The organism is Bacillus sp. LNXM65 (assembly GCF_002998575.1).
Classification (GTDB): Bacteria; Bacillota; Bacilli; order Bacillales; family Bacillaceae; genus Bacillus.
The window spans coordinates 121,663-135,522 of record NZ_PVRB01000003.1; the positions used below are offsets into that span (position 1 = coordinate 121,663).

Sequence of the window (13,860 nt, forward strand, 5' to 3'; positions counted from 1 at the left end):
ATGACATTTTTCTTTGCGGGTATTATCTTTTATAATCCAATCATTAACAAAAAGAAACCATATATAACCTTTTTATGATGAAATCGGGAGGTATCTATGAATGAGAATATAGGTTTTAAGCAGCTGTTTTCTGTCATTAAAGAGAAAATGGCCCTTCTGATCCTGATTGTCCTGATCGTAACGGGCACTTCAGCCTACTATCAGTTCTATGTCTCGACTCCTGTATATCAGGCAACCACTCAAATTCTTGTTCATAAACGCAGCAATGACGCACAAGCAAACTTAAACGATATTCAGATGAACCTTCAATATACACGTACCTTTCAAGTTTTATTAAAAAGTCCGATCGTCATTGAAAAAGTAAAAGAAACACTCAACCTCACAGAATCAGCTGAAGGATTAAAACACAAAATTGCCACAAGTACAGAAAATGAGTCTGAGGTCATCAATATTTCTGTACAAGATGAGGATCGCGCAAAGGCAGTCGCCATTGCGAATACCGCAACAGAGGTGCTGCAAGAAGAAATCAAAAAAACCATGAATATGGATCGCATTAATGTTTTGTCTGAAGCCAAGCTGTCCAATACGATTCTCATGAATTCAAGAAAATTCGTTCATATCGTTCTGGCACTAGGTGCCTCTTTATTAGGGGGGATGACACTCATTTTCTTAATGAATTTACTCGATGATACTGTAAAACGAACACATCAAATAAGAGAAGAGATCGGATTGCCGTCGCTCGGAAGTGTCTATCAGATGCAGGCAGACAGGAGGGCAAAAAAAGACAAGCAGTCCGTCATAACGGGAGGACAGAACATTGATCTTTAAGAGGAAGAAAAGAGAAAAGAGAGATTTATCCTGTATTTCTGTATTAAATCCTCACTCTGTCATTGCAGAACAATTCCGTACAATCCGAACTAACATCGAATTCACATCAATCCAAACAAGGCTGAAATCCATATTGGTGACATCCTCCTTGCCGAAGGAAGGGAAATCATTTACGGCTGCAAACCTAGCAGCTGTTTTTGCACAGCAGAAAAAGCGGGTGCTGCTGATGGATGCTGATTTGCGAAAGCCGGCTGTTCATGAATATTTTGACCTGAGTCATCACACGGGTTTGACCAATGTACTATTAAATAATTGCAGCTTGGAGGAAGCTATTTTGCCTACACCCATTGAGCATTTAGAGCTGCTTCCGAGCGGAACCATTCCGCCGAATCCAGCTGAGCTGCTCTCCTCTTCTGTCATGAAGCAGCTGTTTTATGAAATTGAACAGCAATATGACATGGTGATTGTTGATTCCGCGCCGCTTCTGCCAGTGGCCGATGCAAAGATCCTGGCGAACCGGACCGATGGGAGCATTCTTGTTGTCTTAAGCGGCAAAACAAAGATAGCGGCTGTGAAGAAATCAAAAGAAGTGTTAGAAGGAACAACAGGTAAACTGCTTGGGGCTATGCTAAATGGCAAGAAAGAGAAAAAGGGAAGGCTGTATATGTATTAACAAGATTGATAGGTGATGTCTCCTAATCTTTAACAATGGAGGCACTCGATCCTGCTGTGGGCATGACAAATGCCTTAGATGCTCGTCATCAATAGTGGGGTGTGAGGACGGGTTTGATGCCCATTTTACGTAAGAATAGTGATGTTGAAAAAGGGGGAGGAGCGTTGACTTACGCCCAAAGATTATCAATCATCGTGGCACTAGATTCATATCTCATCTTAGTGGCTGTCTTTTTTGGCTTTCAATTTGTCCAAGAAGCGGCGTTAACTGTTTATACATTTGAAATGCTCGTCATTTCTTCGCTCAGTCTGCTCATTGGGCACCATTTGTTTTCGTATATTTTTCACGTGTACAAGCAAGTATGGGCTTATACAGGGGTAAGAGAGCTATTTTCTTTAATGAAGACCTTTGTGTGTTCTTTTTTATTTTCAATGGCAATGCTGTACCTTTTCGTGCAGACATGGCCCTTTCGGTTTTTGTTCATTGTGTGGCTTTTCCACGTATTATTCATCGGTGCATCTCGAATGGCCTCTCGGCTATTTCATGATGGTGCAAAGCGGCTGCAGGTAGAAAAGGAGCGGGCCTTAATCATTGGCGCCGGATCAGCCGGGACCATCATCGTTCGTCAGCTTCAGCAATCGAGTGATGTACATATTGAACCAGTCGCCTTCATAGATGATGACAAGACGAAGCATAAGCTTGAAATCATGGGACTGCCTGTTCTAGGGGGAAAAGAACAGATTCAAACAGCTGTTGTGATGATGGATATTCAAAAGATCATCATCGCCATTCCGTCCAAAAGCAGCCATACCTTAAAAGGGCTGTATAAGGAATGCGTAGCGACTGGGGTCAAAACGCAGATCATGCCAGAGATGGAGCAGATTTTAAAAGGAACTCATGCGCTGAATCAATTACGGGATGTACAGCCAGAGGATTTACTCGGAAGAGAACCGATTCAATTAGATTCAAGCCGTCTATCTGTCCATTTAAAGGGGAAAACGATTATGGTCACAGGAGCAGGCGGATCGATTGGGTCAGAAATCTGTCGTCAAATTTGTGTGTTTGCTCCTCAAGCGATTGTGCTTGTGGGACACGGGGAATTTAGCATTCATTCTATTTTACTAGAGCTGAAAGAAATTTATGGGGACACCATCAGTCTCTATCCACAAATTGCAGATATCCAAGATAAACAGAAAATGAGTGAAATCGTTGGTCAGTTTCAGCCGGATATGATTTATCATGCCGCGGCACATAAGCACGTCCCGCTCATGGAGATCAGTCCAAAAGAAGCAGTGAAAAACAATATTATCGGGACAAAAAATGTCGCAGAAGCTGCACATGAGCATGGCATTGAAACATTCGTCCTCATTTCCTCTGACAAAGCGGTCAATCCTGCCAATGTGATGGGCGCCACAAAGCGATTTGCTGAAATGCTGATCATGCAAATGGGGGCAAGCAGTGAAACAAAATTTGTAGCGGTTCGATTTGGAAATGTACTCGGAAGCAGGGGAAGCGTCATTCCAATTTTTAAGAAACAGATCGAACAAGGCGGGCCGGTCACGGTCACGCACCCAGCCATGACAAGATATTTTATGACCATTCCAGAAGCATCAAGGCTTGTCATTCAGGCGGGTGCACTGGCAGAAGGAAGACAGATTTTTGTATTAGATATGGGGGAGCCAGTGAAAATTGTTGACCTCGCAGAAAACCTCATTCACCTCTCAGGCTATACCACAGACCAGATTCCGATTACGTTCACAGGCATTCGTCCTGGGGAGAAAATGTATGAAGAATTACTCAACCAGCATGAAAAAGCACAGGAACAAATTTTTCCGAAAATTCATATCGGTCATGCGCTGGATGGGGACCCATATGTGCTGAACCGCTTTATCCATGAATTTGACATGATGAGTGAAGAGCAAATGAGAGAAGCATTGTTTGCTGCCATCGAATCGCATGATTTGTTGTCTGAACAGATGACCAGAGAGGAGGAAGCGCTTGCCAATGAAGAAAAAAGTCTTGTTTTGCGCAACGGTTGACTATCATTTTAAGGCATTTCACCTTCCATATTTCCGGTGGTTTCAGGAACAAGGATGGGAAGTGCATACAGCAGCAAATGGTCAGCTGGAGCTGCCCTATGTGGATCAAGCGCACTCAATTCCGATTCAGCGCTCACCTTTTCATGTGCACAACCGGTTTGCGTATGTGGAGCTGAAGAAGCTGTTAGCGAAAGAGCACTACGACTTCATCCATTGTCACACACCAATGGGAAGTGTTATTGGCAGACTTGCAGCCAAAAGCGCGCGCAAAAAAGGAACGAAGGTTCTTTACACAGCACACGGCTTTCACTTTTGGCAGGGGGCGCCGCTTCAAAACTGGCTGCTCTATTATCCGATTGAGCGATGGCTCGCCCGCCATACAGACGCTTTGATCACTATTAATGGAGAGGATTTTAAAAGAGCAGATCGTCTATCAAAAGAGCGTTCATCTGTCTATTATGTTCCCGGTATGGGTGTGGATATGAAACGATTTGCACCAGTTGATGAAAAAGAGAAGCAGCGTCTTCGTGCAGTCTATGGCTTTTCCTCGGAAGATTTTATTGTGCTGTGTGCTGGTGAATTAAATGCGAATAAAAACCAAGGGATGCTCATCAAAGCATGTGCACAGCTATATAGGAAAATATCAAATGTGAAGATCGTATTTGCCGGGGAAGGCACAATGAGGCCGATGTATGAAAAGCTGGTTTGCGGGCTCCATCTTGAAAAGCATGTCCACTTTGCTGGTTTTTGCAAACGAATTGAGGAATGGATGCATATGAGTGATGTATGTGTGTCGACTAGTTTGAGAGAAGGGCTCGGCATGAATCTGCTTGAAGCAATGTCTGCGGAAAAGCCGGTCATTGCAACAGAAAATAGAGGACACTGTGAGCTGATCAGACATGGCGTCAATGGTTTTTTAGTCAAACCGCATGATGTAAATGGCTTGGCTGAATATTTGCACCAGCTCTATCACAAAAGGGATCAGCTGCCCCTCATGGGAAAAGCGGGACGCTCCTTAGCGCATGCATTTGCACAGGAGCAGGCGGTGAGTGCTATGGAAGAAATTTATACAACCTATATGGATCAAGCAGAGAAGGTGATGTGAGCATGCGTAAGCCAAAGGTGTCTATCATCATGGGCGTCTACAATTGCCAAGACACAGTAGAAGAAAGTATTGAATCCATTCTTCATCAAACATATGACAACTGGGAGCTCATCATATGTGATGACGCATCAACAGACGGCACCTATGAAAAAGTGCTGTCTTATACAAAACGAGACCCTGAAAGAATTCGCCTTATCCGCAATGAGCATAATCAAAGGCTCGCTGCCAGTCTGAATCGCTGTCTCGCTGAAGCAAGGGGAGACTTGATTGCACGGCAGGATGGCGACGATGTATCAGTACCAGTTCGTTTAGAAAAACAGGTTCATTTCCTAGAAACACATCCTGAATATGATGTGGTCGGTACGGCGATGACGGTGTTTGATGAATCGGGTACAAAAGGTGTACGTGCACTGATTTCAGAGCCTGATCGGAAAGTGCTGGCAAGAGGGACGCCGTTTTGTCATGGAACCATTATGATGAGGGCTGCTGCATACAAGGCTTTACATGGGTATCGCTCTGTGAAAACAACAAGACGGATGGAAGATATCGATCTTTGGATCCGCTTTTTTGCTGCGGGGAGAAAAGGCTTTAATTTACAAGAGCCGTTATACCTTGTGAGAGAGGATGAAGCGGCCTTTCAGCGCCGTAAGTTTCAATATTCGATGGATAATGCCTGGCTCGTTTTAAAAGCATGCTGGTTATTAAAATTGTCGCCGGTTCATTATCTGTTTGCACTAAAGCCGGTGGTGCGCGCCTGTTTATCACCGAAGATCATGAAATTTTATCACCAGCGGAAGTTGGAGGCGTCTTTGTTGAAAAGGAGGACGATTCGGGATGAGTGAGCCAAAGCGTGTACTCCATATTGTGGGCGGGATGAACCGCGGCGGGGCTGAAACGATGATCATGAACATCTATCGTGCACTCGATAGAAATGTCCTTCAATTTGACTTTATTACCCACCGAAAGGATGTCTGTGATTATGATGAGGAAATTCAGAGGCTCGGGGGACGCATCTTGTACGTCCCAAGTATTGGGGCGTCCTCTCCTTTGGCATTTGTGAAAACATTGACAAAGACAATCAAACGAACAGGACCGTATCAGGCAGTGCATGCCCATACGGATTTTCAAACAGGTTTCTCCGCACTTGCTGCGAAATTGGCGGGTGTGAAGGTGCGGATTTGTCATTCGCATAATACAGCTTGGAAACAGTCGCCAAATTGGGTAGACCATATGATGCTCAAAGGGTTTCGCCAGCTGATCTTTGCATTTTCTACACAGCTTGTTGCATGCGGTGAGGATGCCGGTTCCTTTTTATTTGGGCAGAAAAAAATGAAGAATGGACAAGTTGAGGTGCTGCCGAATGGGATTGATTTATCCCTTTTCTTTCAGCCTGATCCAGACGAAAAGGTGAAGATCAAAAAGCAGCGGGGTCTTCACGAAAAGAGCATGATTATTGGTCATATTGGCCGGTTTCATGAGCAAAAAAATCACGTTTTTTTTATGGAACTGGCACAGACCTTAAAGAAACAAGGGGTCTCATTTCAACTTGTCCTTGTAGGGGATGGACCACTGAGGCAGGTGGTTGAATCATATGCGGAGAAGGCAGGCTTGTTAGACGACATTGTCTTTACAGGCGTCGTATCAGACGTTCCGCAGTATATGAAAGCATTTGATGTATTTGTGATGCCATCCTTGTTTGAAGGACTTCCGCTTGTATTAGTGGAAGCACAGGCATCTGGATTGCCTTGTGTGATTTCAGATCATATTACAGAGGAAGTGGATTTAGGCTGCGGTCTTGTGAAAAGAATGTCGCTGGGGGATTCTGCGCATGAATGGATGAAGGCGGTGCTTGAAGCATATCATGCAGAGCCTCCTCTTCAAGAGACCATTACGTCCCAGCTTGAACAAAGAGGATTTGATGTCAAACAGAACATCACACGTGTGATGAATGGATATGGACTGTAAGGAAGGAATGGCAGATGGCGGTTTATTTGGTGAACATGATCATGGTCTATTTATGGTCGAGCTTTGCCGCATTTTACGGCAGGCGTGATGATACCATTCAAAGCGGATGGCGGCCTAACAAGATTCTGGTGTTATTTCCGTTTTTGTTTCTTTGTATTGTCGCTGGTATTCGGTACAAAGTAGGAACCGATTTTGTCACATATGGACAGATGTATGAGTTCTCCGTCAATTATGAAAAGCCTTGGCATATATTCGGACTTGGTGTGGACAAGGCGGCCACTGACCCAGGATTTACGTTTATTTTATGGATGCTCAATCAACTGTCCCGTGATCCGCAAATCATGTATATCTCGGTTGGGGCGATCACCTATTTTTTTATCATCAAGACGCTCATTCAATATGGCCGTCCCTTTGAGCTGAGTATGCTGCTTTTTCTCGGCACTTTTCATTATTACGCTTCGTTTAATGGCATGCGTCAGTATATGGTGGCTGCGGTTCTTTTTTATGCCATCCGTCTTGTGATCAATGGTCAGTGGAAATTGTATTTTCCGCTTGTCCTCGTATGTTCATTGTTTCATTCATCGGCTCTCATCATGATTCCTGTGTATTTTATCGTGAGAACAAAATCGTGGTCTTGGATGATGCTGGTTTTATGCATGATTTTCTTAGGGTTAACCGCTCTTTATGACCGCTTTGTTTCCGTGTTTGTCGTGATGCTGCAAGGCAGTTCATATGGGCATTACGAGGAATGGCTCACAACGAATACGAATGGAATGAATGTGACAAAAATTGGTGTGTTGGTTTTGCCGCTTTTGCTTGCTTTCCTTTATCGAAAACGACTTCGTGAGCTGACGCCTGAGAGTGATTACGTTGTGAATTTTTGTTTGCTCGGTTTCTTGTTTGGCATCCTTGCTACAAAGGATGTCATTTATGCAAGATTTCATATTTATTTTGGCTTGTATCAGCTCATTTTACTGCCATATTTCACCCGTATTTTTGATCAGCGGTCTAATGTCTTTATCTATGTAGGGATTGCTGTTTGCTATATTCTGTACAGCATCATGCTGATGCCGTTCGATTCATCTGTTTTACCGTACAGGACGATATTTACAAAGTAGATTTGGAGAAAGGTGGGGCATGTTGTAATGCCAGCTATCAGTCTATTGGTCGCAGTCTACAATACGAGTCAATATGTGGAGCAATGCCTTCAATCAATTGCAGATCAAAGTTTTTCAGATATAGAGGTGATTCTCGTGAATGATGGATCGACGGATCACAGCGGAGAATATCTTGAAGCGTTTGCTGCGCAAGATCAGCGCTTTCGGGTCATTCATCAAACCAATCAAGGGTTAGGCGCTGTGAGGAACCGGGGCATCGAAGAAGCAAAAGGGACGTATATCGCCTTTATTGATTCAGATGATATTCTCGCGCCTCATTACTGTGAAGCCTTGTATGAAAAAGCTGAAATGACCGGCGCAGATCTTGTTGTCAGTGAGTACTGGATTCAATTTGAACAGTCAAAGCGAACCATACCAACAACGCTGTTAGCCGAGCGATCAGCCGAAAAGACGAGTTTAATTGAAGCGTTATTGCACGGAGACATCACGGGGTTTTCATGGAATAAGCTGTATCGGCGTGCCTTTATCGAAGAACATCACATTCGATTTCCGCTGCGGGGGGAACTTGAGAACATAGAAGATCAATATGTGACGCTGCGCTGTTTTTCTTTATCACGCAGCATCGCCTTTGTTCATGAACCTCTTTATTACTACAGGGTTCATCTGTCATCTATTGTGCAGCGATATCAGAAGCAGTATTTTCATCATGGACTAACCTTTTATCATGCGCAGCGCTTGTTTTTGAAAGAATATGATGACATCTCTCTGTATGAGAAGGCACTTGATTTTTTTATTGTCAATCATACTCTTCATTGTATGCTCAACGAATGGAAGAGCCAAAATGCCCTCTCTATTCGGGAAAAGCTTGATCACATGCGGGAAATGGTGACACACGAGGCCTTTCTGTATGCCGTCAAACAAGTGGAACCATCGAAGCTCACCGCTCGAAAGCGAATGATTTTATTCCTTGCTAAGTGCCGGTTGGTTTATCCGCTTTCTGCCGTCGCTTCAAGCTATCAAAAATGGATCGAATATCAAACAAGGAAATAGGGGTGATGAGATTGACATTGCAGCAATTGAAGGCGCACGCCGCAGAGTGGCTGCTCTTAAAGGTTAAATATCCACTTGAATATCGACTGAGCCGCCAAAGCCTGCCAGAGCTGAGTCATCAGAAGAAAATCATTCTCACGCTGCAGCCGGGGCATGATAATTTAGGGGATCATGCGATTGCCTATGCGAGTTATTGTTTTTTAAAAGAGCACTTTCCCGCTTATGACATCATGGAAGTGGACATGAAAGAGATCTATCGCCTCGCTCGTCCGTTAAAGCGTATGCGGCACCCAGAAGACATCGTCTGTATCATCGGTGGGGGCAATATGGGGGACTTATACCGTTATGAAGAATGGACGAGACAATTTATCATGAAGACCTTCAAGTCCTATCCGGTGATTCAACTGCCGGCCACTGCCCATTTTACAGAAACAAAGAGAGGAAAAAGAGAGGAACGCCGCGCCATTCAGACATACAAACATCATCCAAGGCTGCTTCTCATGGCAAGAGATCAAACAACCTATACTTGGATGAAGCAGCACTTCCCTGATCAAGATGTGTGGAAACAGCCTGATATGGTGCTGACATTAGACGAAGCATCAAAGGAACAAAAACGTGAAGGGGTTCTGCTTTGTCTGCGTGAGGATAAGGAAGCCTATCTCACCAAGGAGAGCCGGCAGCAGCTGCAGCAGCATATTCAAGACACGTATGATCAAGTCGGTTTCATCACAACGACAATTGGCAAACGAGTTGATCGAACGACTCGCTTAGATGAATTATCTGCCTTATGGACAGAGTTAAGAAAGGCGCAGGTCGTCGTGACAGATCGGCTTCATGGCATGATCTTTTGTGCGATTACGCATACACCGTGTGTTGTCCTCAGGTCGTTTGATCATAAGGTGATGGAAGGGTATGAATGGGTGGCTCATCTTCCGTTTTTGACGCTATTAAAAGAACCGAATGAGGCGGCTGTGAAAGAGGCGATTCATCAGCTGATGAAAACGAGCGGACAAAAGGGAGAGGAAGCTGGATGAAAGCTTTTAAACGCTGCGTGAAAACAAAATGAATCGAGCGTTTCTTTACAATGCCAGTGCAAACTTCATGACGTTTGTCTTGATGATGCTTATGTCTGTTTGTTTAACACCGTACATCGTTCATACACTTGGAGTGGAAGCATTCGGCTTAATCCATCTGACGCAAAATATGATCAACTATTTATCGGTTATTACGGCTTCATTAAGTGCTGTTGTTGTGCGCTTTTTTTCTGTGGCGGCTCATAAAGGAGAAATGGAGAAGGCGCAGCGCTATCTCTCATCTTATTTCGTTAGTTCCATTTTTTTATCGATCAGTCTTTTTCTGTTTTGTCTGTTCATGTCCCGTCAGCTGGTAGAGTGGCTTCATGTGCCTGATTATCTCGCAAAAGACACACAGACCGCCTTTATATTAGGGGGTCTTTTATTTATGCTCAATTTTGTCATGTCCGGCATTGGGGCTGCGCCGTTTTATGCGAATAAGTTATATGTATCAAGTGTTGGTCAGGCCATTCAGATGTTTTTGAGGGCATTTATGATTATGATGCTGTTTACATGGACGGCACCAGCCATCTGGCATATTCCGCTTGCGGCCGTCATAGGAAGCTTGGCGGCTATGGGAATCGGTATCTATTATTTTAAAAAACTCATTCCTTGGTTTTCGTTTAAGTGGCGGCACGTCTCATTATCTTCTAGTCTCACACTTGTTCGATCAGGGGTCTGGCATTCTTTTGAGCAAATGGGAATTTTGTTGTTTTTACAAATTGACTTATTGATGACCAACCTGCTCATTGGAGCGGAAGCGACGGGACAGTATGCGGCGATTTTACAATTCCCATTATTATTACGCACACTCGCAGGGACACTGGCGGTTGTATTTGCCCCAACGATCACGAAATTTTACTCGAATCAAGATGAAGAAGGTCTCATCCAATATGCAGCCAGTGCCATTAAATGGAGCGGTTTATTTGTCGCGTTCCCAGCCGCTCTACTAGGAGGGCTCGCCGGTCCGCTCATGCTTTTATGGCTTGGACCTGCCTTTGAAGAGCTGAAATGGCTTCTCATGATTCATGCAGCTTATTTATGTTTGACCTTGATGTTTTTACCGCTGACATATGTGCCGACCGCTTTTAATCGATTGAAAGTTCCAGCGGTGGTCACGCTCATATTAGGAGTATCCAATGTGCTTTTTGCCTATGGATTGACTCATATGCTTCAGCTTGGCTTATATGGCATTGCATCAGCAGGAGCGATAGTTTTATTGATGAAAAATATCGTGTTTCTGCCATTTTATACGGCCCGCATCACGAATCAGAAACGCACCATCTTTTACAAACATACATTGGTTCCACTTGCAGGAGCGCTCATGATTTGGGGCGTCTGTGCAGGGATTCAAGCGATTTATGACGTGACCTCATGGTTGGAGCTGTTTTGTATTGGTGGTCTTTGTTTCATTCTCTATATGGGCTACTTGTATCAATTTGCAGGAACAAAACGAGAGCGGCAGCAGCTGGTGCATAAGGTAAAACAAGCTGTTTCCCGCTAGTGAGATAAGGAGATTTAATGATGAAAAGAATGTTAGATGTGATGGTGGCATTGACGCTGCTCATCGCAGGCAGTCTTCTTTTTCTTCTGATTTATGGACTGATTCGGTGGAAAATTGGGACGCCTGTGTTGTTTCGGCAGAAGCGGCCTGGTCTGTATGGCCGGCCATTTATGCTATATAAATTTCGGACGATGACCGATGAACGCGACGAGCACGGGGGGCTCCTGCCAGATCATCTTCGATTAACAAAAACCGGCGCCTTGATTCGCAAGCTCAGTCTTGATGAATTGCCGCAATTAGTCAATGTCCTAAAAGGAGAGCTCAGTCTCGTTGGACCAAGGCCTCTTCTGATGGAGTATCTGCCGATGTATACAGAGGAGCAAGCAAGGCGCCATCTTGTAAAGCCTGGCATTACTGGATGGGCACAGGTGAATGGAAGGAACACGATCTCCTGGGAGGAGAAATTCACCTATGACCTCTGGTATGTCGAGCATCAAACGTTTTGGCTTGATATGAAAATTTTATGGATGACCTTGCTGAAAGTCATCAAAACAGAGGGGGTGCAGCAGCCGCATCATGCTACAGCTGAAAAATTCAAAGGAACCGATATGTAAAGAGCAACCCATAGGTTTAATTGGGGCTGGCGGGCATAGCAAAGTCATTCAGGAAATGATTGTTGCACATCCCGATTACTCATTATGTGCCGTATTAGATGATCAATTTGAAGAGGAGGCCACTCAAAGCGGCATCTTGTATGGACCGATCTCCATGAGTCAACAGCTGAGAGAGACAATGCCTCATATGAAATGGCTGATTGCTATTGGGCAAAATGAGATGAGACAGCTAGTAAAGGAACGCCTCTCATTTGAAAACAAGGCGTTTGCCACACTCATCCATCCAGAGGCGGTCATAAGTCCATCAGCGGTGATTGGAGGGGGAACTGTCGTGATGGCAAGAGCAGTGGTTCAAGCAGATGCAGCAATCGGTGAACATGCGATTATCAACACAGGATCTATCGTAGAGCATGACTGTATACTCGAATCGTTTGTGCACCTATCACCAGGAGCAGTGTTAACTGGCTGTGTGTCTGTACGAATGGGTACCCATATTGGGGCAGGTGCTGTTGTGATACCCGGGATATCGATCGGAAGCTGGACAATCATTGGCGCAGGAGCCGCAGTAACAAAAGATATACACGATCAGAAAGTCGCTGTAGGCATTCCTGCAATAGAAATCAAAGATCGGAGAGAAGGTGGGAAATGATGCAAGAAAGGAAACGAATTTACTTATCACCACCGCATATGAGCGGAAAAGAGTATCTGAAAATAGAGGAAGCTTTCAAGAGTAACTGGATTGCACCGCTTGGACCTCTTGTGAATGAATTTGAGCAGGCAGTCGCACGCTATGCAGGAGTGAATGCAGGAGCGGCTTTATCTTCTGGAACAGCAGCAATTCACCTTGCATTAAAGCTTATTGGCGTTCAAAAAGGTGACATTGTCTTTTGTTCCACCCTCACATTTGTTGCAACTGCAAATCCGATTTTATACGAACAAGCCACACCCGTTTTTATTGATTCTGAAAGAGATACATGGAATATGTGCCCGCTTGCTTTAGAGAAAGCCTTTGTGGAATCAAAACGACTTGGAAAAAGACCCCGTGCTGTTATTGTCGTGCATTTATATGGACAAAGCGCAAAAATGGACGAGATTCTGGCGTTGTGTGAAGCATATGATGTACCAGTCATTGAGGATGCGGCTGAATCGTTAGGTGCTCTATATAAAGGGAAAAAAAGCGGCTCAATGGGCAGGTTCGGTGTCTATTCGTTTAATGGAAATAAAATCATTACAACATCAGGTGGCGGTATGCTTGTGAGTGATGATGAAGCTGCGATCGAACGCTGCCGCTTTCTCGCTTCACAGGCTAGAGAACGCGCCATGCATTATGAGCATCAAGAGATAGGATACAACTATCGCATGAGCAACCTGCTAGCAGGCGTCGGGATTGCTCAGATGGAAATATTGGACGAGCGTGTTGAACAGAAGCGACGCATTTTCAAGCGTTATCAGGATGCTTTATCTAAGGTAGAGGGCCTGTATTTCATGCCAGAATATCAAGGCACCAAGTCCAACCGCTGGCTGACGACATTGACTATTGATCGTGATAAGAGAACGTCTCCAGTGGACATCATTGCTGCACTAGAAAAAGAACAGATCGAAGCAAGGCGTGTATGGAAGCCGCTGCACCAGCAGCCGCTCTTTCGTAATTGTCCTTTTTATTCAGCAGCGAAAGGCACTCCCGTATCTGAGTTGTTATTTGAAACAGGGCTTTGTCTCCCCTCTGGAACAAGTATGACAGAAGCTGAACAGGATCGTATCATTGACACACTTCGTAATGCCCTGCGAGAAAAAACATTCACCTCTTCACAGGCTGCTCATTCGTAAGCAGCCTGTCTCTCTTTCTATCAAATTCATCAATTAATGGAATAAATAGGTATATGTATTGTCA

At 44.4% G+C, this 13,860-nt stretch carries 13 protein-coding genes; all 13 read left to right on the forward strand.

Features of this window, described 5'->3' with window-relative positions:
- The first annotated feature begins 96 nt into the window (after nt 1-96).
- The 13 genes from C6Y03_RS06680 to C6Y03_RS06740 all read left to right on the forward strand — a co-directional run bounded on the left by C6Y03_RS06680 (nt 97) and on the right by C6Y03_RS06740 (nt 13,796).
- The gene (locus tag C6Y03_RS06680) at nt 97-828 is read left to right on the forward strand and encodes a YveK family protein (RefSeq protein WP_034660050.1); all 732 of its coding nucleotides are present in this window, start codon (nt 97-99) and stop codon (nt 826-828) included.
- On the forward strand, nt 818-1,501 hold the full coding sequence (locus tag C6Y03_RS06685) for a CpsD/CapB family tyrosine-protein kinase (RefSeq protein WP_034316653.1): 684 nt from the start codon (nt 818-820) through the stop codon (nt 1,499-1,501). Before C6Y03_RS06680 ends, C6Y03_RS06685 begins: the two co-directional genes overlap by 11 nt.
- Before the next feature lie 164 nt (nt 1,502-1,665).
- Nucleotides 1,666-3,540, forward strand: a complete 1,875-nt coding sequence (locus C6Y03_RS06690) for a polysaccharide biosynthesis protein (RefSeq protein WP_066030343.1) — start codon at nt 1,666-1,668, stop codon at nt 3,538-3,540.
- Complete coding sequence (locus C6Y03_RS06695; RefSeq protein ID WP_106039057.1) at nt 3,506-4,645, forward strand: glycosyltransferase family 4 protein; 1,140 nt, start codon at nt 3,506-3,508, stop codon at nt 4,643-4,645. Before C6Y03_RS06690 ends, C6Y03_RS06695 begins: the two co-directional genes overlap by 35 nt.
- Nucleotides 4,646-4,647: 2 nt before the next feature.
- Complete coding sequence (gene epsE / locus C6Y03_RS06700; RefSeq protein ID WP_060597340.1) at nt 4,648-5,487, forward strand: glycosyltransferase EpsE; 840 nt, start codon at nt 4,648-4,650, stop codon at nt 5,485-5,487.
- Nucleotides 5,480-6,610: a glycosyltransferase family 1 protein gene (locus C6Y03_RS06705; protein WP_066030344.1), complete on the forward strand. Its 1,131-nt coding sequence runs from the start codon at nt 5,480-5,482 to the stop codon at nt 6,608-6,610. Before epsE ends, C6Y03_RS06705 begins: the two co-directional genes overlap by 8 nt.
- A gap of 14 nt (nt 6,611-6,624) precedes the next feature.
- Nucleotides 6,625-7,728: an EpsG family protein gene (locus C6Y03_RS06710; RefSeq protein WP_066030345.1), complete on the forward strand. Its 1,104-nt coding sequence runs from the start codon at nt 6,625-6,627 to the stop codon at nt 7,726-7,728.
- Between the two features lie 27 nt (nt 7,729-7,755).
- Nucleotides 7,756-8,778, forward strand: a complete 1,023-nt coding sequence (locus tag C6Y03_RS06715; RefSeq protein ID WP_106039058.1) for a glycosyltransferase family 2 protein — start codon at nt 7,756-7,758, stop codon at nt 8,776-8,778.
- A 5-nt stretch (nt 8,779-8,783) separates the two neighbouring features.
- A complete protein-coding gene (locus C6Y03_RS06720) occupies nt 8,784-9,812 on the forward strand; it encodes a polysaccharide pyruvyl transferase family protein (protein ID WP_106039059.1) in 1,029 nt (342 codons plus the stop codon).
- 28 nt (nt 9,813-9,840) lie between these two features.
- Nucleotides 9,841-11,355, forward strand: coding sequence for an MATE family efflux transporter (locus C6Y03_RS06725; RefSeq protein ID WP_106039060.1), 1,515 nt, complete (start codon nt 9,841-9,843; stop codon nt 11,353-11,355).
- Nucleotides 11,356-11,375: 20 nt separating this feature from the next.
- Nucleotides 11,376-11,969, forward strand: coding sequence for a sugar transferase (locus C6Y03_RS06730; RefSeq protein WP_060597336.1), 594 nt, complete (start codon nt 11,376-11,378; stop codon nt 11,967-11,969).
- Nucleotides 11,932-12,618: an acetyltransferase gene (locus C6Y03_RS06735; protein ID WP_106039061.1), complete on the forward strand. Its 687-nt coding sequence runs from the start codon at nt 11,932-11,934 to the stop codon at nt 12,616-12,618. Before C6Y03_RS06730 ends, C6Y03_RS06735 begins: the two co-directional genes overlap by 38 nt.
- Complete coding sequence (locus C6Y03_RS06740) at nt 12,618-13,796, forward strand: DegT/DnrJ/EryC1/StrS family aminotransferase (protein ID WP_106030516.1); 1,179 nt, start codon at nt 12,618-12,620, stop codon at nt 13,794-13,796. The genes C6Y03_RS06735 and C6Y03_RS06740 overlap by 1 nt, the downstream gene beginning before the upstream one ends.
- The last annotated feature ends 64 nt before the right edge of the window (nt 13,797-13,860 follow it).